The sequence below is a fragment of the Streptomyces gossypii genome (genome assembly GCF_025165795.1).
Classification (GTDB): Bacteria; Actinomycetota; Actinomycetes; order Streptomycetales; family Streptomycetaceae; genus Streptomyces; species Streptomyces gossypii.
Map to the genome: position 1 here is coordinate 295,989 of NZ_JAJAGO010000010.1, position 19,450 is coordinate 315,438.

A 19,450-nucleotide genomic window follows, 5' to 3' on the forward strand; every position below is an offset into this window, starting at 1 on the left:
CCCGAATTCTCGTACTTGGACAGCGCGTCGGCTGACCTGGGGCTGCACTGCCCCCGGATGACCAGCGACGCGCTCCCCTCGCTTGCCTTACGGCACGGGGGGTTTTTTGTTGCACCGATGCCCCGGCACCGCCCGGGATACGGGGCACCAAACGCACAGACCGTACAAAACGAGCGTCAACCCTCACTCTCCGAGAAGAGACAGCCGATGACCGAGCAGGCCACCGGGGCCCCCAAACCGCAGCCACGGGCCCGTACCGGCGGATCACAGCAGCAGGCCGCACCGGCCGCGCGAGTCGAGTACATGACGGGCGCCCAGTCCCTCATCCGTTCACTCGAGGAGGTCGGCGCCGACACGGTATTCGGCATTCCCGGTGGAGCGATCCTTCCCGCGTACGACCCGATGATGGACTCCTCCCGGGTGCGCCACGTCCTGGTGCGGCACGAGCAGGGCGCGGGCCACGCGGCCACCGGATACGCCCAGGCCACCGGCAAGGTCGGTGTCTGCATGGCCACTTCGGGCCCCGGTGCCACCAACCTCGTCACGCCGATCGCCGACGCCCACATGGACTCCGTCCCGCTGGTGGCCATCACCGGCCAGGTGGCCTCCCGTTCCATCGGTACCGACGCCTTCCAGGAAGCCGACATCTGCGGCATCTCGATGCCGATCACCAAGCACAACTTCCTGGTCACCGAAGCGGCCGACATCCCGCGCACGATCGCCGAGGCCTTCCACATCGCCTCCACGGGGCGCCCCGGCCCGGTCGTCGTCGACATCGCGAAGGACGCACTGCAGAACCGCGGGCCCTTCAGCTGGCCGCCGCAGCAGGACCTGCCCGGCTACCGGCCGGTCACCAAGCCGCATGCCAAGCAGATCCGCGAGGCCGCCAAGCTGATCGGTGAGGCCGCCCGCCCCGTGCTCTACGTCGGCGGCGGGGTGCTCAAGGCCCGTGCCACCGCCGAGCTGAAGGTGCTGGCCGAGCTGACCGGCGCCCCCGTCGTGACCACGCTGATGGGCATCGGCGGCTTCCCGGACAGCCACCCGCAGCACCTGGGAATGCCCGGAATGCACGGTACGGTCGCGGCCGTCACCGCCCTGCAGAAGTCCGATCTGATCGTGGCGCTCGGCGCCCGCTTCGACGACCGGGTGACCGGTAAGCTCGACTCCTTCGCCCCGCACGCGAAGGTCGTGCACGCCGACGTCGATCCGGCCGAGATCGGCAAGAACCGCGCCGCCGACGTGCCGATCGTCGGCGACGCCCGCGAGGTCATCGCCGACCTGATCGTGGCCGTCCAGTCGGAGTACGAGGCCGGCCGCAGGGGCGACTACGGCGACTGGTGGAAGCAGCTGAACCGCTGGCGCGAGACCTACCCCCTCGGATATGACCTGCCCGAGGACGGCTCGCTCTCCCCGCAGCAGGTCATCGAGCGCATCGGCCGGCTCGCTCCGGAGGGCACCATCTTCGCCGCGGGCGTGGGTCAGCACCAGATGTGGGCCGCGCACTTCATCGAGTACGACGAGCCCGCGACCTGGCTCAACTCCGGCGGCCTGGGCACCATGGGGTACGCGGTTCCGGCCGCGATGGGCGCCAAGGTCGGCGTCCCGGACCGTACGGTCTGGGCGATCGACGGGGACGGCTGCTTCCAGATGACCAATCAGGAGCTGGTGACCGCCGCCCTCAACAACGTCCCCATCAAGGTCGGGATCATCAACAACGGTGCGCTCGGCATGGTCCGCCAGTGGCAGACGCTCTTCTACAACCAGCGTTATTCCAACACCGTGCTCAGCTCGGGCAGTGGCGCCGATGGCGAGGCAGCGCCCAAGGGCACGCGTGTCCCGGATTTCGTGAAGCTGGCCGAGGCCATGGGCTGTGTCGGCATCCGCTGCGAGGACCCGGCCCAGCTCGACGCGGTGATCGAGAAGGCGAACGCCATCAACGACCGGCCCGTCGTCGTCGACTTCATCGTCCATGAGGACGCGATGGTCTGGCCGATGGTCGCGGCAGGCACCTCCAACGACGAGGTCATGGCGGCGCGCGGCGTCCGGCCTGACTTCGGCGACAGCGACGACTGAGGATCGGAGATCCACGACAGATGTCCAAGCACACGCTCTCCGTCCTGGTGGAGAACACGCCGGGAATCCTCGCCCGGATCGCCGCGCTCTTCTCCCGGCGCAGCTTCAACATCGACTCCCTCGCGGTCGGTGTCACCGAACATCCCGACATCTCCCGCATCACCATTGTGGTGAATGTCGAGGACCTCCCGCTGGAGCAGGTCACCAAGCAGCTCAACAAGCTGGTCAATGTCCTGAAGATCGTCGAGCTGGAGCCCGGATCGGCCATCCAGCGCGAACTCGTTCTGGTGAAAGTGCGGGCCGACAACGCGACCCGCTCCCAGATCGTCGAGATCGTCCAGCTCTTCCGCGCCAAGACCGTCGACGTCGCGCCGGAGGCCGTCACCATCGAGGCCACGGGCAGCAGCGACAAGCTCGAGGCGATGCTGAAAATGCTGGAACCGTACGGCATCAAGGAACTGGTCCAGTCCGGCACCATCGCGGTCGGGCGAGGTGCCCGCTCCATTACGGACCGATCCCTGCGGGCGCTCGAACGCAGCGCCTGACCGACCCTTCCGCGCGCGGCTCCCCGTCCGCCTACGGTGGAGGGGCCGCCCGCATCCGCGATCCGCAGCTGTGTGGTCCGCGCCAACTGAAGCACACTGAGCCAAGGAGTTCTGAGAAGTGGCCGAGCTGTTCTATGACGAAAACGCCGACCTGTCGATCATCCAGGGCCGCAAGGTCGCGGTGCTCGGGTACGGCAGCCAGGGCCATGCGCACGCGCTGTCCCTGCGCGACTCCGGGGTCGACGTCCGGGTCGGTCTGCACGAGGGCTCCACGTCGCGTGCGAAGGCCGAGGAGCAGGGCCTGAGGGTCACCACTCCGGCCGAGGCCGTGACGGAAGCCGACGTGATCATGGTCCTGGTGCCGGACCCGATCCAGGGCAAGGTGTACCAGGAGTCGATCGCCCCGCACCTCAAGGACGGGGACGCGCTCTTCTTCGGCCACGGCCTCAACATCCGCTACGGCTTCATCAAGCCCCCGGCCGGCGTCGACGTCTGCATGGTCGCCCCGAAGGGCCCGGGCCACCTGGTCCGCCGCCAGTACGAGGAGGGGCGCGGCGTGCCGTGCATCGCCGCCGTCGAGCAGGACGCCACCGGCAAGGCGTTCGAGCTGGCGCTCTCCTACGCCAAGGCGATCGGCGGCACCCGCGCGGGTGTCATCAAGACCACCTTCACCGAGGAGACCGAGACCGACCTCTTCGGCGAGCAGGCGGTCCTCTGCGGTGGCACCTCCGCGCTGGTCAAGGCGGCCTTCGAGACCTTGGTCGAGGCGGGTTACCAGCCGGAGATCGCCTACTTCGAGTGCCTGCACGAGCTGAAGCTGATCGTCGACCTGATGTACGAGGGCGGCCTGGAGAAGATGCGCTGGTCCGTCTCGGAGACGGCGGAGTGGGGCGATTACGTCACCGGCCCGCGGATCGTCAACGACCAGACGAAGGCCGAGATGAAGAAGGTCCTCGGCGAGATCCAGGACGGCACCTTCGCGCACAACTGGATGAAGGAGTACGAGCAGGGTCTGCCGAACTACAAGTCGTACAAGAAGGCGGACGAGGACCACCTGCTGGAGACCACCGGCAAGAAGCTCCGGAAGCTCATGAGCTGGGTCGACGACGAGGCCTGACCCCTTCGGCGGCGGGGGCGGGCCGGCACGGTCCGCCCCCGCCGCCCGATCCGGGACGAACGGCGCCACGGCCGGGTGATCAATGCGTCCGAAGGACGGTTGGTGCGCTCGCTGGGTGGATAGACTGCGCAGCACAAGCGCGTCACAGGCTCACAGCGTCGTGCGTCTCCACGCGGCTGCCAAACCCACGCCTTCGGCCGTCGGGACGCGGCCGTCCGCACAGGACAAGTGAGGACTGAGACCCAGTGAGCAAGCCCGTAGTACTCATCGCCGAAGAGCTCTCGCCCGCCACGGTCGACGCGCTCGGACCGGACTTCGACATCCGCCACTGCAACGGCGCCGACCGGGCGGAGCTCCTGTCGTCCATCGCCGATGTCGACGCCATTCTCGTGCGCAGCGCCACCAAGGTGGACGCCGAGGCCATCGCGGCGGCCCGCAAGCTCCGGGTCGTCGCCCGTGCCGGGGTAGGGCTGGACAACGTCGACGTACCGGCCGCCACCAAGGCCGGTGTCATGGTGGTCAACGCCCCCACCTCCAACATCGTCACCGCCGCCGAGCTGGCGTGCGGCCTGCTGGTCGCCACCGCGCGCAACATCCCGCAGGCGAACACCGCGCTGAAGAACGGCGAGTGGAAGCGCAGCAAGTACACGGGTGTCGAGCTGTCCGAGAAGACGCTGGGGGTCGTCGGTCTCGGCCGCATCGGCGTCCTGGTCGCGCAGCGGATGTCCTCCTTCGGCATGAAGATTGTCGCGTACGACCCCTATGTGCAGCCCGCGCGGGCGGCGCAGATGGGTGTCAAGCTGCTCACCCTGGACGAGCTGCTCGAGGTCTCGGACTTCATCACCGTGCACCTGCCGAAGACCCCGGAGACCCTCGGGCTGATCGGCAACGACGCGCTGCACAAGGTGAAGCCCAGCGTCCGCGTGGTCAACGCCGCTCGCGGCGGCATCGTCGACGAGGAGGCGCTGGCGGCGGCGCTCAAGGAGGGCCGGGTCGCCGGAGCGGGCCTGGACGTCTACTCGTCTGAACCCTGCACCGACTCCCCGCTGTTCGAGTTCGACCAGGTCGTGTGCACCCCGCATCTCGGCGCCTCCACCGGAGAGGCGCAGGAGAAGGCCGGTATCTCGGTCGCCCGGTCCGTCCGGCTCGCGCTGGCGGGCGAGCTGGTGCCGGACGCGGTGAACGTCCAGGGCGGCGTCATCGCCGAGGAGGTACGGCCGGGGCTGCCGCTCGCGGAGAAGCTGGGCCGCATCTTCACGGCGCTGGCGAGCGGGGTCGCCGTCCGGCTCGATGTCGAGGTGTACGGCGAGATCACCCAGCACGACGTCAAGGTGCTCGAACTCTCCGCCCTCAAGGGCGTCTTCGAGGACGTCGTGGACGAGACGGTGTCGTACGTCAACGCTCCGCTCTTCGCCCAGGAGCGTGGTGTGGAGGTCCGGCTGACCACCTCCAGCGAGTCGGCCGAGCACCGCAACGTGGTGATCGTGCGCGGCACACTGGCGGACGGCGAGGAGGTCTCGGTCTCCGGCACCCTGAGCGGCCCCCGGCACCAGCAGAAGATCGTGGCCGTGGGGGAGCACGACGTCGATCTGGCGCTCGCCGACCACATGGCCTTCCTGCGGTACGGCGACCGCCCCGGAGTCGTCGGCACCGTCGGGCGCATCCTCGGTGAGGCGGGCATCAACATCGCGGGTATGCAGGTCTCCCGCGCGACGGCGGGCGGCGAGGCCCTGGTCGCGATGACCGTGGACGACACCATCCCGGCGCCCGTGCTGGCGGAGATCGCCGAGGAGATCGGCGCCACCTCCGCGCGCAACGTCAACCTGCAGGACTGACTGACTCCGAGGTTCCCCGAGGTTCCTTGTCCCGGCCCCAGGCCGGGCGGGCCCGGACCGGCGCGCTGTCGCCGGTCCGGGCCTTTTTCGCGCGCCTTTCCGGCGCGGGTGCACATACGCGATTGCATATATGAAGCGGATCTGGCGACTCGCCTATCACTTGGGCCTAGACGGATGAGAACTCTCCACTTGGGCCCTAGCGTGGTTCTAGGTGGAGGGAAACCATCCACCTAGCTTCGTTGTCGGCAACTCCTGGAGGTGTCAGATGCGCGCGGACGCACAGCACAACCGTGAGCAGATCCTGCGGGCCGCACGGCAGATCTTCGTCCACGAGGGGCCGGACGCGCCGCTCGACGAGATCGCCCGCCGTGCGGGCGTGGGGGTCGCCACCCTCTACCGGCGGTTCCCCAGCCGGGAAGACCTCGTGCACGCCGTGGCGGTGAGCACCCTCCAGGAGCTCTACCAGGCGATCAGCCACTCGGTGGAGCTGGAAGCCGATCCGTTCGAAGCCCTGCGCCGTGCGATGCACGCGGCCCTCGACCTCAAGATCGGCGCGGTGATGCCCTCACTGTTCGGCCGGATCGAGATGAACAAACTCCTGGGCGAAGCCCCCGACGCCGTCGATCCGCTGCAGCAGCTGATCATCAAGGCGCAGGAGGCGGCACTGCTCCGTGCGGACGTCGTGCCGGGCGACGTCATCTTCATGATCATCCGGTTGACCCGGCCGCTGCCCGGCGGGAGGTTTCCCGAGGACGAGGCGCTCGCCCACCGACAGCTGGAGATCTACCTGGACGGTCTGCGCCCCTCGGCCGCCTGGCCGCGCCGGCAGCGGCTCCCCGGACCCGCGATCGGGGTCATTTGGTTCCGGCGCATCCGGGAACGGATGGCGGGTGGTTCACCGGCCACCCCACCGGTCACTCCGCCAGCCAACCCGCCGGCCGCCGCGCGCAGTGACTGACAAGGCCGAAGACCCGCACCGGCAGCCCGCACCGGTGGTCCACACCGATGACCCAGGGCATGCGCGAAACCTCTCCCACCGCGCCTCGGCACCTCTCCGCCCCGGCGCTCCCCGCACTGGAAAACCCCCAGAAAGGGCACTGTCATGTCTGCAACCGAAGCCGTGCGACCGGAGGCCAATCCCCGGCGCTGGTTCGCCCTTCTCTTCATCGGCCTCGCGCAGCTGATGATCGTTCTCGACATCACGGTCGTGAACATCGCGCTGCCCTCCGCGCAGAAGGAACTGAACATCTCCGACGGTGACCGCCAGTGGGTGATCACCGCCTACACCCTCGCCTTCGGCAGCCTGCTCCTGCTCGGCGGCCGGATCTCCGACTACACCGGTCGCAAGCGCGCCTTCGTGATCGGCCTCTTCGGTTTCGCAGCCGCTTCCGCGCTGGGAGGGGCGGCGGGGAACTTCGGCCTGCTGCTCGCCGCTCGCGGCCTCCAGGGCGTCTTCGCCGCGATGCTCGCACCGGCGGCCCTCTCACTCCTGTCGGTGAGCTTCACCCAGCCGGCCGAGCGTGCCAAGGCGTTCGGCGTCTTCGGCGCCATCGCGGGTGGCGGCGGAGCCGTCGGCCTGGTGGTCGGCGGCACGCTCACCGAGTACCTGGACTGGCGCTGGTGCCTCTACGTCAACGTGCCGATCGCCGTCATCGCCGCGTTCGGCTGGTACGTACTGCCCGCCGACACCCTCTCCACCAAGCGCGCCCGCCTCGACGTGCCCGGTGTGCTTCTCGCCGTCACCGGCCTGGTGGCGGTCGTCTTCGGGTGCAGTGAGGCCGAATCCGAGGGCTGGGGCTCCCCGCTGGTCATCGGAGCGCTGGTGCTCGGCGTGGTACTTCTCGCCCTCTTCGTCCTCAGCCAGGCCCGCGCGCCGCAGCCCTTGCTGCCACTGAGCGTCGTGATGCACCGGGCCCGAGGCGGCGCGTATCTCGCCGTCGCGCTCTCGGTGATCGGCATGTTCGGGCTGTTCCTCTTCCTCACCTACTACATGCAGGTGGTCAAGGACTTCTCGCCGGTGGTCACCGGTGTCGCCTTCCTGCCGCTCACCGGCGGAGTGCTGGTCTCCGCGGGCGGTCTCGCCCCTCGTCTGCTGCCGAAGTTCCCCCCGCGCGTCCTGATGGTCACCGGTCTGCTGCTGCTGGCCTCCGGCACCAGCTGGCTGACGCAGGTGAAGGCGGACACCTCTTACGCGGCCGGAGTGCTGCCCGCCGAAATCCTGGTCGGCCTCGGCGTGGGCCTGGTGATGGCCCCGGCGATGAACTACGCGACGTACGGGGTGAAACCGGAGGAGGCGGGCATCGCCTCGGCAACCCTCAACACCTCGCAGCAGATCGGCGCCTCCATTGGCACCGCGCTGCTCAACACCGTCGCCACCAGCGCGACCGCCGACTACCTCGCCGACCGCGAGCCCACCCCGGCCGTGCTCAAGGACGGGCTGGTCGAAGGCTTCGCCAAGGGCTACGCGGTGGCCACCGTGGTACTCCTCGCGGCCGCGGTCGTCATCGGACTGGTGATGAACGCGCCGCGGCCCCGACGCGACGCCGAGGCCGGGGTGGACGAACTGTCCGCCGCCCACGCGGGGTAAAGACGGAAGACCGGCCGGCACGTCCGGGACAGCGCAGCTGCGGCCTTCATGGGCGGCTGTCCCGGACGTGTGCGCGTGCGCGGGCAGCGCAACGGCGCAGGCCGGGCGGGTCAGCCGGTCAGCCGTGCGGCCTTGAGCGCCATGTGCAGCAGCAAGCGGTCCTCGCCCGCCCGCAGGTCCAGTCCCGTGAGCTGTTCGACCCGGGAGAGCCGGTAGTAGAGCGTCTGCCGGTGGATTCCCAGTTCCGCCGCTGTGCGCCCGGCCTGCCCCGCGTGGTCCAGGAACACCTCGGCGGTGCTCGCCAGTTCCCGCTGTGCCGCGGCGAGCAGGGGGCGTACGGCGGGATCGGGCCCGGGCGCCGTGGGCAGCGCCGTCAGCAGCCGGTACGGTCCCAGCGCCGTCCATGTGGCCACGGGGGCGTGCCGGGGGTCCGCCCGCGCCACTCGCGCCGCAGCCACCGCCTCGCGCCAGGCCAGGGGCAGCCCGGCGAGCCCGCCGCCGGGAACGCTGATCCCCGCCGCTGCCCGGAGCAACCGCGCCGCCCCCGCCGCACCGCCCCTCGCCGCATCGCCTTGCACCGCGCCGGGAGGCGACACACGCAGCAGACGGTCCGCGACCGTATGGGCCGGGCCCAGGCTGTCGGCGGTCCGCAGCCGCACCAGTACGGCCAGGGCTCCCGGCCGGCTGCCTCCGGACGCACCGCCGCGGCCGTCGCCGCCCTCGCCCCCGGCGCCGGGCGCCGCCGCGCCGCGCGGGCCGCCGCCGGGCTCGGGGAGCACGCACCCGGCCGCCACATGGGGCAGCCCGGTGGGACTCGGGGCCCACCCGTCGAGTCCGCCCTCCGCCGAGGGAGAGGCGGCATCCACGGCACCTCCCGTGCCGCCCGCCGAGCGGTCAGCGCCGCCGCCCGCGGGGCCGGGCCACCGGAGCACCGCGATCAGCGCCAACGGCGCCCCGGCCGTCGTCCCCAGCGCGGTGCGCAGTTCCGCCGCCACCTCGTCACGGTTGCCGCCGGAGCCGGAGAGCAGGGCTTGCAGCAGGTCTCCCGTACGCGCACCGGTCCTCGCCTCCGCCGCCAGCAGTCCGCCGATGCGGTCCGCCGTCATCCGGGCCTGGGCCAGCCGGGGGTCGGCCAGGTCGAGCGCGCCGTCGTCGAGCAGCCAGACATAGCCGTAGACAACGCCGCCGTGCCGCACCGGGAGGCAGAGCCGCCCCGTGAGGACGCCTGCTGACGGGTCCGGAGGGATGCGCACCGGCCCCGTGGCGCGGGTGATGCCGAAGCTCTCGAACCACTCCCGCACCGCGGTGGTCGACCGCCGCTGCAGGATGGTGCGGGTGCGCACCGGGTCCAGGTGCAGGTCAGGGTCGGGGCTGTCCCCGTGGCTCTCGTGGGCTCCGAAGGCGATCAGCCCGAAATCCCGGTTCTCCAGCGTCGCCGGGGTACCGAGAAGCGCGGAGACCTCGTCGATCAGCTCCTGGTAGTCCTCGCGCATGCCGCCCGCGTCACCTCCCTCACTCTGATCACCTCTTGATCACTTCCGGATTACTCGCGGCTCCGCCCCGCCCGCCGCGCGGGCCGCTCCGCCGGGTGCCGCCGGGGAAACCGGCTGTCGGAAACCATTCTCATACATATGTCTGAGATCCGGCACACAGATGCGTGACAGCTGTCGATGTCGGCGCGGCGGCGGGATCCTTAAGTTGCACGGAGGAGGGTTCGATCACCGTCCCGCCCGCCCGGTCGCCTCACGACCGCCCGGGGGACCGCCACGGCGACACCCCCGCCGTCAGCCCGATTTCACTGGAGGTGCCCGTGCTGGGTCCCGTGCTCCTCGCCGCCGCGCGCAGCGAAAGCATCCGCCGTATCGTCTCGGCCGCGCCGGTCACCCGCCCCGTAGTCGACCGCTTCGTCGCCGGTGAGCGCCTCGATCAGTCGCTGCACAGTGTGCGGTCCCTGACGGACCGCGGCCTGGACGTCACCCTCGACCATCTCGGTGAGGACATCACCGACCGATCCGAGGCGCTGCGCAACCGGGACGCCTATCTCGACCTCTGCACGGCCCTCGCGAGTGACGGTGTCGGGCCGCGAGTCGAGATGTCCGTGAAGCTGTCGGCCTTCGGCCAGGCTCTGCCCGGCGGCCACGACCTCGCCTACCGCAACGTGCTCCCCGTGGTGGAGAGCGCCGCCGCGGCGGGCACCACGGTCACCCTGGACATGGAGGACCACACAACGGTCGAGTCCACCCTGGCCATCCTCGCAGAGCTGCGGAAACGCTTCCCGCAGACGGGCGCGGTCGTGCAGTCCTACCTCTTCCGCACCGAGGATGACTGCCGGGCGCTGACCGGGGAAGGATCCCGGGTGCGGCTGGTGAAGGGCGCGTACAAAGAGCCTGCCGAGGTCGCCTACCAGGACAAGCGCGAGGTCGACCGGGCGTACGTCCGCTGCCTCAAGATCCTCATGGCCGGCCAGGGCTATCCGATGATCGGCTCGCACGACCCCCGGATGGTGGCAATCGGCCAGGAGCTGGCCCGTCGCCACGGCCGCAAGCAGGATGAGTACGAATTCCAGATGCTCTACGGAATCCGCGAGGCCGAGCAGGCGCGGCTGAAGGCCGAGGGTCACCGGATGCGCGTGTACGTCCCGTACGGCACAGACTGGTACGGCTACTTCATGCGCCGCCTCGCGGAGCGTCCGGCCAACCTCGCCTTCTTCCTGCGTGCGCTGGCCGGGCGCCGCTGACCCGGCCCGCAGCCCGTCGTCCGCCCCGGGCTCCGTAAACGGCCCCCTCCACCAGACCCTTATCGAAGACCCCCGAACGTGAAGGAGACACGGAAGCCATGGACGCTGTGACCCAGGTCCCCGCCCCGTACAACGAGCCGGTGCACACCTACGCACCCGGCAGCGCGGAGCGCTCCCGTCTCGAGCAGAAGCTCAAGGAGCTGGCCGGGCACCCGGTTGACCTGCCGATGACGATCAACGGCCGGAAGCGGATGGGCGGCGGCGCGCGCGTCGACGTCGTACAGCCGCACAACCACAAGGCCGTGCTCGGCACTTATGGCAACGCCACCCGCCAGGACGCCCAGGAGGCGGTCGACGCCGCCCTGGCCGCCGCCCCGGCCTGGCGCGCGCTGTCCTTCGACGACCGGGCCGCGATCATCCTGAAGGCCGCCGAGCTGCTGTCCGGGCCGTGGCGCGAGACGATCGCCGCCTCGACGATGCTGGGTCAGTCGAAGACGATCCAGCAGGCGGAGATCGACGCCCCGTGCGAGCTGATCGACTTCTGGCGGTTCAACGTGCACTTCGCACGTGAGCTGATGGCCGAGCAGCCCCCCATGCAGCCCAAGGGCGTCTGGAACCGGCTGGACCACCGGCCGCTGGAGGGCTTCGTCTACGCGATCACGCCCTTCAACTTCACCGCCATCGCGGGCAACCTGCCCACCGCTCCCGCCCTGATGGGCAACGTGGTGGTCTGGAAGCCGTCGCCCACCCAGACCCACTCCGCGGTGCTGCTGATGGAGCTGCTGGAGGAGGCCGGGCTGCCCAAGGGCGTCATCAACCTGGTGACGGGGGACGGCAAGGAGGTCTCCGAGGTCGCCCTGCCGCACCCGGAGCTGGCGGGCGTGCACTTCACCGGCTCGACGGCCACCTTCCAGCACCTGTGGAAGACGGTCGGCGAGAACATCGCCGGCTACCGGTCCTACCCCCGCATCGTGGGCGAGACCGGCGGCAAGGACTTCATCGTCGCCCACCCCACGGCCGATCCGGCGATTCTGAAGACCGCCATCACCCGTGGTGCCTTCGAATACCAGGGACAGAAGTGCTCCGCGGCCTCCCGCGCGTACGTCCCGCGTTCCCTGTGGGAGGGCGGCCTCAAGGAGCAGCTGGCGGCCGAGGTGGACGGTCTGGCGATGGGTGACGTCAGCGACCTGTCGAACTTCGTCGGCGCCGTCATCGACGACCGGGCGTTCGCCAAGAACAAGGCCGCCATCGACCGCGCGCGGACCGCTCCGAACTGCGAGGTCGTCGCGGGCGGCACGTACGACGACTCGGTCGGCTACTTCGTGCGCCCGACGGTGGTCGCCTGCTCCGACCCCGAGGACGAACTCTTCAAGACCGAGTACTTCGGCCCGTTCATCGCCGTGCACGTCTACGAGGACGGCGACTTCGACACCATGCTCGACCAGATGGAGTCGGCGTCGGCCTACGCCCTGACCGGTGCCATCCTCGCCAAGGACCGCGCCGTGCTGGCCGCCGCGTCGGAGAAGCTCCGTTTCGCGGCGGGCAACTTCTACCTCAACGACCGGCCCACCGGGTCGATCGTCGGCCAGCAGCCGTTCGGCGGTGCCCGTGCCTCGGGGACCAACGACAAGGCGGGCTCGAAGTTCAACCTGCTGCGCTGGATGTCGCCCCGTGCCATCAAGGAGACGCAGGTGGCGGCGACCGACTACCGCTACCCGCACATGGGCTGAGGCACCCGGCAGGGCCTACGGGGTGTCTTCGAAGTCCCACCTCACCGCCGGAGCCCGGCACCCCGCGGCGGGGTGCCGGGCTCCGGTTGCGTCCGGGCGGGGGCGGCCGGCGGTGATTGCCCCGGCGAACGGTGCGGGGCGGCATTTTCACCCGATCGTGTGACCACAGGGGCCTTCACCGTCTCAGATAGTAGGAAGCCCAAGTAAAAACGAGACATCCCAGCCCACGGCCCATACGGTAGGAGGAGCCGAACGTTCCGCTCCATCGAGCGATCGCGAGCGAGGCGAGCTGCCCCGCGCAGGTGACCCCTGCCGCATGCCTGCCCCCGCACCCTTCCGGCGCGCTGAATCCGCCTTTGTGAAGCCATGCGCAGAAGGAGTTGCCGACAATGGACGAGACCGCTCGCCGCCGTGCCGCCCGCCACACCGCCGTCCGCGACCGCCGTGACGGCCGGGACAACGACCGCAGGAACGCTGCCGCGGCACTCCAGCGTGCGCTGGACCGCCGGGACAACGGGGGCGCGACCGGGCACTGAGTGCCTGATCACGCGGTGCGTGCTCGCCTGACGACGAAGTTGTCGATCCGCCGTCCCGACTCCGCCAGCGCCGTGACCGCCAGTTCCGGCCTGTCGCCGGGCCGTGACTCGACAGCGAGGAACGAGAAGCCCGCGTAGCGCACCCTGGACCACTCGACGCTGTCCGGATTCCGTGAGCGCTCCTGTGTCCAGTGGAACGTCCGGACGTGATCCCGCTCGTTCTCGTGCCCCTCGTAGCTTTCCGGCACCGGGAAGTCGTAGAGCTTCCTGCCCGCACCGCCGGCAGTGACATAGACGGTGCCGTCGCGCGCGGGATCGGTGGTCCCGCCGACGGGCAGCTTTCGGGTGGACTCGTGGCCCCTGATCGGATCGGTGCGCTCGTAGACGTGGTTGTGCCCGTTGATCACCAGATCGATCCGGTGCTTCTCGAACAGCGGCACCCACTCGTCGCGTACGCCGCCGTCCGAGGCGTGCGTGCTCGTCGAGTAGGCGCAGTGGTGGAAGAAGACGACGACGAAGTCGATGCCCGGTGTGCTGCGCAGCCGCCTCAGCCGGGCGTCGAGCCAGCGGGTCTGGGCGCCGCCGGTGTAGCCCCGGTTCGCGGGGATCTCGTAGGAGACGTCGTTCGCGTCCAGCGCCACCACCCCGACGTTGCCGTACGCGAAGGAGTAGACGCCCGGGGCGTTCTTCGCGTCCGGGCCGCTGGAAGGCAGCGACCAGCGGGCCGCCTGGCCGCCGTAGCCGTTGGGCGAGTACCAGGCCTCCATGTCGTGGTTGCCGGTCGTCACCATCCACGGCACCCGCGCCGCGACCGGCTCCGTCTGGGCGAGGAACTGATCCCACACCCTGGCGTCATAGGTGTCGGACTCCTTGCCGTGCCCTGTCTCGTCCGCGTAGCAGATGTCGCCCGCGTGCAGATGGAAGGCGGGGTTCTGACCCAGCAGCAGCTGGCCGTTCGCCAGCGCGTCGTAGCTGACGCCCTGGTCACCGAACGCGGTGAAGACGAAGGGCCCGTCCGCGCGGGGCGGGGCGGTGCTGAAGGAGCCCAGGGTCGAGATGCGGTCGGCCGCCGTCGGGTCGAACCCGTCGTGGCCGACGCCGTAGTAGTACGTGGTGCCGGGCCGCAGGCCGTCCAGCGCGGCGTGCAGATAGAACTGCTCCACGTCCCCGAGGTGCCGCGAGAGCGAGGGCGTGCGCAGCTCGCGGACCTCCGCGTCGAACCTCAGGCTCAGCTCCCAGGGTTCGGTGCCCACCCTCAGGTACGGCTTCCGCACCGCGAAGGGGACCTGCCAGGACACCACCATCTGGGTCTTCGGATCGGCCCCGAACGCGAGGTGCCGACCGAAGGGCGCGGCGAGCGAGCCGTCCACCCGTACCGGCGAGCGGACGAGTGCGGGCCCGTCGCTGCTGCGCTCCTGGTCCGAGGTGCAGGCCGACAGCCCGGCACCGCCGGCCGCTCCTGCGGCGGTCAGCGCACCGCCGCGCAGCCCGCCGCGCAGGACACTTCGCCGGGAGGGACGGCCGCGCCCGGAGAGCAGGGAGCGCAGATACGCGTGCTGCTCGGGCATGCTCATCCGCTCGGCGAGCCGTTCGGGGATGCCCATCCGTGGTGTGTCCATGGGGGAGAAGTTCCCAGCGAGTGCCAACTTCTGGAAGACTCCGGGCGGTCGGCACGGTGAAGCGCACCCGTCCGGCAGGCCAACCGTCCGGGATATGGACCAGGTGTGTCAGTTCCTGGGACGGAGAGTAGGGTCCGCAGCATGAATCTCGCAGTGATCCCCGGTGACGGAATCGGCCCGGAGGTCGTGGCGGAGGGGCTCAAGGTCCTGACCGCCGTCCTCCCGCAGGACGTCAAGCTGGAGACCGGGACTTACGATCTCGGTGCCCGGCGCTGGCATGAGACGGGTGAGACCCTCCCGGAGGCCGAACTCGAACGGCTCAAGAGCCACGACGCGATCCTGCTGGGTGCCATCGGCGACCCGTCGGTGCCCTCCGGGGTCCTGGAGCGCGGGCTGCTGCTGAAGCTGCGCTTCGCCTTCGACCACTACGTGAACCTGCGCCCCTCCAAGCTGTTCCCGCAGACGGCCACCCCGCTGGCGGGCCGCCCGGACATCGACTTCGTCGTCGTCCGCGAGGGCACCGAGGGCCCGTACGCCGGAAACGGCGGCAGCTTCCGCACCGGCACCCCGGCCGAGGTCGCCACCGAGGTCAGCCTGAACACCGCGTACGGGGTCGAGCGCGTCGTCCGCGACGCCTACGCGCGGGCCGCGGCCCGCCCGCGCAAGAAGCTCACCCTGGTGCACAAGAACAACGTCCTCGTGTACGCGGGGCACCTGTGGAAGAATCTGTTCGACAAGGTGGGCCAGGAGTATCCCGAGGTCACCACCGATTACCTTCATGTCGACGCCGCGACGATCTTCTTCGTCACCGACCCCGCGCGCTTCGACGTGATCGTCACCGACAACCTCTTTGGCGACATCCTCACCGACCTCGCCGCCGCCGTCACCGGCGGCATCGGCCTCGCCGCGTCCGGGAACATCAACCCGGCGGGCGACTTCCCCTCGATGTTCGAGCCGGTCCACGGCTCCGCGCCGGACATCGCGGGTCTGGGCAAGGCCGACCCCACCGCGACCATCCTCTCCGTCGCCCTGCTGCTGCGGCACCTCGGCTACGAGACCGAAGCCGTACGCGTCGAGGAAGCCGTCTCCGCCGACCTCGCGGAGCGCTCCGGCGCCCGTACGACCACCCAGACCGGCGACGCGATCGCGGTACGAGTAGCCAGCTAGGGCCTGTCCGCCGCTGTGCACGCCCGGGAACCATCCCGGGCGTGCACAGCGATGCCGGTCGGGTCTGTCAAGCCCGGCCGCTGGGCAACCGAGCGGTTGGGTGTCACCATCTAGTCAGGGCCGCTGCCCGCGTCCGTCTTCCGGTTCCCTTCGAGCGATAATCGAACGCGGGCCGCAGTACGAGGAGAAGCTCGGACGTCCTAGTACACGGGACGGCGGGACGCGGTCCTCAAGACACTCAGTGAAGGACGCGCTCACATGACCACGCCCCGAATCGCATTCGACCTCAAGCCCTCGGCGCAGCCGCTGTCCGACGCGGAGCGCGACGCGCTGCTGCGCGAGCCCGGCTTCGGCCGGCACTTCACGGACCACATGGTCACCGTCAAGTGGACCGAGGGCCGCGGCTGGCACGACGCCCAGCTGCAGCCGTACGCGCCCCTCCAGATCGACCCGGCGAACATGACGCTGCACTACGCGCAGACGATCTTCGAAGGTCTGAAGGCGTACCGCCAGCGGGACGGCTCGGTGGCCACCTTCCGCCCCGACGCCAACGCCCGGCGCTTCCAGAACTCCGCCCGCCGGCTGGGCATGCCCACGCTCCCTGAGGAGACCTTCGTCGAGGCGTGCGACCTGCTCGTGCGACAGGACCGGAAGTGGGTGCCGAGCGAGCCCGAGCAGTCCCTCTACCTCCGGCCCTTCATGTTCGCCAGCGAGGTCGGGCTGGGCGTGAAGCCCGCCAACGAGTACCTCTTCATGGTGATCGCCTCACCGGCGGGCGCCTACTTCCCGCGTGGGGTGAAGCCCGTCTCGGTCTGGCTCTCCGAGGAGTACGTCCGCGCCGCTCCGGGCGGCATGGGGGAGGCGAAGACCGGTGGCAACTACGCCGGCTCGCTCGTCGCCCAGGCCGAGGCGGCCGAGCAGGGCTGCGACCAGGTGGTCTGGCTGGACGCGCTGGAGCGCCGCTGGATCGAGGAGATGGGCGGGATGAACCTGTGCTTCGTGCGCGGTTCGGGCCCCGGCGCCACCATCCTCACACCGGAGTTGACGGGCACGCTGCTGCCGGGCATCACCCGCGACTCGCTGCTGGCCATCGCCCAGGACCTGGGCTACGGCGTCGAGGAGACCCGGATCTCCACCGACGGCTGGCGCGAGGGCAACGCCGACGGCACCCTCACCGAGGTGTTCGCCTGCGGCACCGCCGCAGTCATCACACCGGTCGGGCAGGTGAAGTCCGCCCGCGCGGAATGGACGGTCGGCGACGGCCAGCCCGGAAGCGTCACCACACAGCTGCGCGAGACGCTGCTCGCCCTCCAGACCGGCGAGGCACCGGACCCGCACGGCTGGATGCATCCGGTGAGCTGACGCACCGGGCTCGCCCAGGCGCTGCGGGGGGAGCGCCTGGGCGCGTGCCTTCCGCACGCTTCCCGAATCGTGAGACCGTGCCACGCCTCACCGGGAAATCGTGCAGACTGTCCCCGTGCTCTCGTTCGCCATGATTATTGGTGACAGCGCGCCGGTCCTCAGTGACCACTGACCGCACTCACGAAGGCGGCAGTGGACACCGTCCCAGACCCGCGCGCAGACCTCTCGCACCCGCGAGGGGTTTTTTCGTTTTCCGGCCCTACCGAGCCGGACGGCGGGAGCACGCGGGACGATGGGGATAAGTGGAGCCGGGTCTTCCGAATCCCTTGCCCACCCCGACAGGAGCCAGACCACCATGACAAAGGAAGCCCCCAGCGACGACTTCCACGTCTTCGACACCACACTGCGCGACGGCGCCCAGCGCGAAGGCATCAACCTGAGCATCGCCGACAAGCTGACCATCGCCCGCCATCTGGACGAGTTCGGCGTCGGCTTCATCGAGGGCGGCTGGCCCGGCGCCAACCCGCGCGACACGGAGTTCTTCGAGCGGGCCCAGCGAGAGATCGACTTCCGGCACGCACAGCTCGTCGCCTTCGGCGCCACCTGCCGGCCAGGTGTGCGCGCCGCGGACGACCCGCAGGTCGTCGCCCTCGCCGACTCCGGCGCGCCCGTCGTCACGCTGGTCGCCAAGTCCCACGACCGCCACGTGGAGCTGGCCCTGCGCACCACCCTGGAGGAGAACCTCCGGATGGTCCGGGACACCGTCACCCACCTGCGGGAGCTGGGGCGCCGCGTCTTCGTCGACTGCGAGCACTTCTTCGACGGATACCGTGCCGCCCCCGACTACGCGACCGGCGTCGTACGGGCCGCGCACGAAGCGGGAGCCGAGGTGGTCGTGCTCTGTGACACCAACGGCGGCATGCTCCCGGACCAGGTGGGTGACATCGTGCGGGCGGTACTGGCCGGCACCGGCGCCCGCCTGGGCATCCACGCCCAGGACGACACCGGCTGCGCGGTGGCCAACACCCTCGCCGCCGTCGACGCGGGCGCCACCCACGTCCAGTGCACCGCCAACGGCTACGGCGAGCGGGTCGGGAACGCCAACCTCTTCCCCGTCGTCGCCGCCCTGCAGCTGAAGAAGGGCCGGACGGTGCTGCCGGACGGCGCGCTCGCCGAGATGACCCGCATCTCGCACGCGATCGCCGAGGTGGTCAACCTCACCCCCTCCACCCATCAGCCCTACGTCGGCACCTCCGCCTTCGCACACAAGGCGGGCCTGCACGCCTCCGCGATCAAGGTCGACCCCGACCTCTACCAGCACATCGCCCCGGAACTCGTCGGCAACTCCATGCGGATGCTCGTGTCGGACATGGCCGGGCGCGCCTCAGTAGAGCTCAAGGGCAAGGAACTGGGATACGACCTGACCGGCGACCGCGAGCTGGTCGGCCGAATCGTCGCCCGGGTCAAGGAGCAGGAGCTGCGCGGCTACTCGTACGAGGCAGCGGACGCCTCCTTCGAACTGCTGCTGCGGGACGAGGTGCACGGCGGCGCCCCGGACTTCTTCCGGCTGGAGTCCTGGCGGGCCATCGTCGAGGACCGCCCGGACGGCACCCATGCCAACGAGGCGACGGTGCGGCTGTGGGCCAAGGGCGAGCGTGTCGTCGCCACCGGCGAGGGCAACGGGCCGGTGAACGCACTGGACCGGGCGCTGCGCGTCGCACTGGAGCGGATCTTCCCGGAGCTGGCCCGGCTGGAGCTGGTGGACTACAAGGTGCGCATCCTGGAGGGCAGGCACGGCACCGAATCCACCACCCGGGTGCTCATCTCCACGAGTGACGGCAGCACCGAGTGGTCCACCGTCGGCGTCGCGGACAACGTGATCGCGGCCTCCTGGCAGGCTCTCGGTGACGCCTACACCTACGGGCTGCTGCGCGCCGGAGTGACGCCGAGCGACGGGGCGCCGCCCCGCGCATAACCAGGGAGCACGGCAGGGCCCGCGCATCCGCTCCACCGGCAGCCGGCACGGCCGGTGGAGCGGCGGACCGGCCTTTCGTCAACAGCGGGTGGGGGAAGGCTGTGGGAATTCCACAGCTCAGCCCGGTTCGTCCGGCGGACCTACCTGCGTGACACCCTCTGGGAGGC

14 protein-coding genes are annotated in these 19,450 nt (G+C 70.2%); 12 read left to right on the plus strand and 2 right to left on the minus strand.

Features of this window, described 5'->3' with window-relative positions; translation table 11 throughout:
* Window positions 1–207: 207 nt before the first annotated feature.
* From LHJ74_RS22365 to LHJ74_RS22390, 6 genes are all read left to right on the plus strand, one after another.
* Window positions 208–2,073 (plus strand): acetolactate synthase large subunit, encoded by a 1,866-nt coding sequence (locus tag LHJ74_RS22365; protein WP_260219923.1) that lies wholly within the window; start codon window positions 208–210, stop codon window positions 2,071–2,073.
* A gap of 20 nt (window positions 2,074–2,093) precedes the next feature.
* Complete coding sequence (ilvN, locus tag LHJ74_RS22370) at window positions 2,094–2,618, plus strand: acetolactate synthase small subunit (RefSeq protein ID WP_260219924.1); 525 nt, start codon at window positions 2,094–2,096, stop codon at window positions 2,616–2,618.
* Between the two features lie 118 nt (window positions 2,619–2,736).
* Window positions 2,737–3,735 carry a ketol-acid reductoisomerase gene (gene ilvC / locus LHJ74_RS22375; RefSeq protein WP_260219925.1) on the plus strand — a complete coding sequence of 333 codons (999 nt, stop codon included), beginning with the start codon at window positions 2,737–2,739 and terminating at the stop codon, window positions 3,733–3,735.
* A 245-nt stretch (window positions 3,736–3,980) separates the two neighbouring features.
* Entirely contained in the window at window positions 3,981–5,570 is a 1,590-nt protein-coding gene (gene serA / locus LHJ74_RS22380; protein ID WP_260219926.1) for a phosphoglycerate dehydrogenase, read from the plus strand.
* Window positions 5,571–5,835: 265 nt separating this feature from the next.
* Window positions 5,836–6,528 (plus strand): TetR/AcrR family transcriptional regulator, encoded by a 693-nt coding sequence (locus LHJ74_RS22385; RefSeq protein ID WP_260219927.1) that lies wholly within the window; start codon window positions 5,836–5,838, stop codon window positions 6,526–6,528.
* 144 nt (window positions 6,529–6,672) lie between these two features.
* Window positions 6,673–8,157 carry an MFS transporter gene (locus LHJ74_RS22390; protein ID WP_260219928.1) on the plus strand — a complete coding sequence of 495 codons (1,485 nt, stop codon included), beginning with the start codon at window positions 6,673–6,675 and terminating at the stop codon, window positions 8,155–8,157.
* A 110-nt stretch (window positions 8,158–8,267) separates the two neighbouring features.
* Here the strand turns inward: LHJ74_RS22390 and LHJ74_RS22395 are convergent, their stop codons facing one another.
* Window positions 8,268–9,650, minus strand: a complete 1,383-nt coding sequence (locus LHJ74_RS22395) for a PucR family transcriptional regulator (protein ID WP_260219929.1) — start codon at window positions 9,648–9,650, stop codon at window positions 8,268–8,270.
* 317 nt (window positions 9,651–9,967) lie between these two features.
* On the opposite strand from LHJ74_RS22395, the gene LHJ74_RS22400 reads away from it, so the two are divergent.
* The 3 genes from LHJ74_RS22400 to LHJ74_RS22410 all read left to right on the plus strand — a co-directional run bounded on the left by LHJ74_RS22400 (window position 9,968) and on the right by LHJ74_RS22410 (window position 13,160).
* Window positions 9,968–10,894: a proline dehydrogenase family protein gene (locus LHJ74_RS22400; protein WP_260219966.1), complete on the plus strand. Its 927-nt coding sequence runs from the start codon at window positions 9,968–9,970 to the stop codon at window positions 10,892–10,894.
* Between the two features lie 98 nt (window positions 10,895–10,992).
* Complete coding sequence (pruA, locus tag LHJ74_RS22405; protein ID WP_260219930.1) at window positions 10,993–12,624, plus strand: L-glutamate gamma-semialdehyde dehydrogenase; 1,632 nt, start codon at window positions 10,993–10,995, stop codon at window positions 12,622–12,624.
* Window positions 12,625–13,013: 389 nt separating this feature from the next.
* Complete coding sequence (locus tag LHJ74_RS22410; RefSeq protein WP_260219931.1) at window positions 13,014–13,160, plus strand: hypothetical protein; 147 nt, start codon at window positions 13,014–13,016, stop codon at window positions 13,158–13,160.
* An 8-nt stretch (window positions 13,161–13,168) separates the two neighbouring features.
* On the opposite strand, the gene LHJ74_RS22415 is transcribed toward LHJ74_RS22410, so the two are convergent.
* Window positions 13,169–14,779 carry a purple acid phosphatase family protein gene (locus LHJ74_RS22415; RefSeq protein ID WP_260219932.1) on the minus strand — a complete coding sequence of 537 codons (1,611 nt, stop codon included), beginning with the start codon at window positions 14,777–14,779 and terminating at the stop codon, window positions 13,169–13,171.
* A gap of 141 nt (window positions 14,780–14,920) precedes the next feature.
* Between LHJ74_RS22415 and LHJ74_RS22420 the strand changes: the two genes are divergently transcribed.
* The 3 genes from LHJ74_RS22420 (at window position 14,921) to cimA (ending at window position 19,283) form a co-directional block, all read left to right on the plus strand.
* The gene (locus tag LHJ74_RS22420; protein ID WP_260219935.1) at window positions 14,921–15,946 is read left to right on the plus strand and encodes a 3-isopropylmalate dehydrogenase; all 1,026 of its coding nucleotides are present in this window, start codon (window positions 14,921–14,923) and stop codon (window positions 15,944–15,946) included.
* Between the two features lie 258 nt (window positions 15,947–16,204).
* Complete coding sequence (locus tag LHJ74_RS22425; protein ID WP_260219936.1) at window positions 16,205–17,308, plus strand: branched-chain amino acid aminotransferase; 1,104 nt, start codon at window positions 16,205–16,207, stop codon at window positions 17,306–17,308.
* A 355-nt stretch (window positions 17,309–17,663) separates the two neighbouring features.
* On the plus strand, window positions 17,664–19,283 hold the full coding sequence (gene cimA / locus LHJ74_RS22430; RefSeq protein ID WP_260219937.1) for a citramalate synthase: 1,620 nt from the start codon (window positions 17,664–17,666) through the stop codon (window positions 19,281–19,283).
* Window positions 19,284–19,450 lie beyond the last annotated feature (167 nt).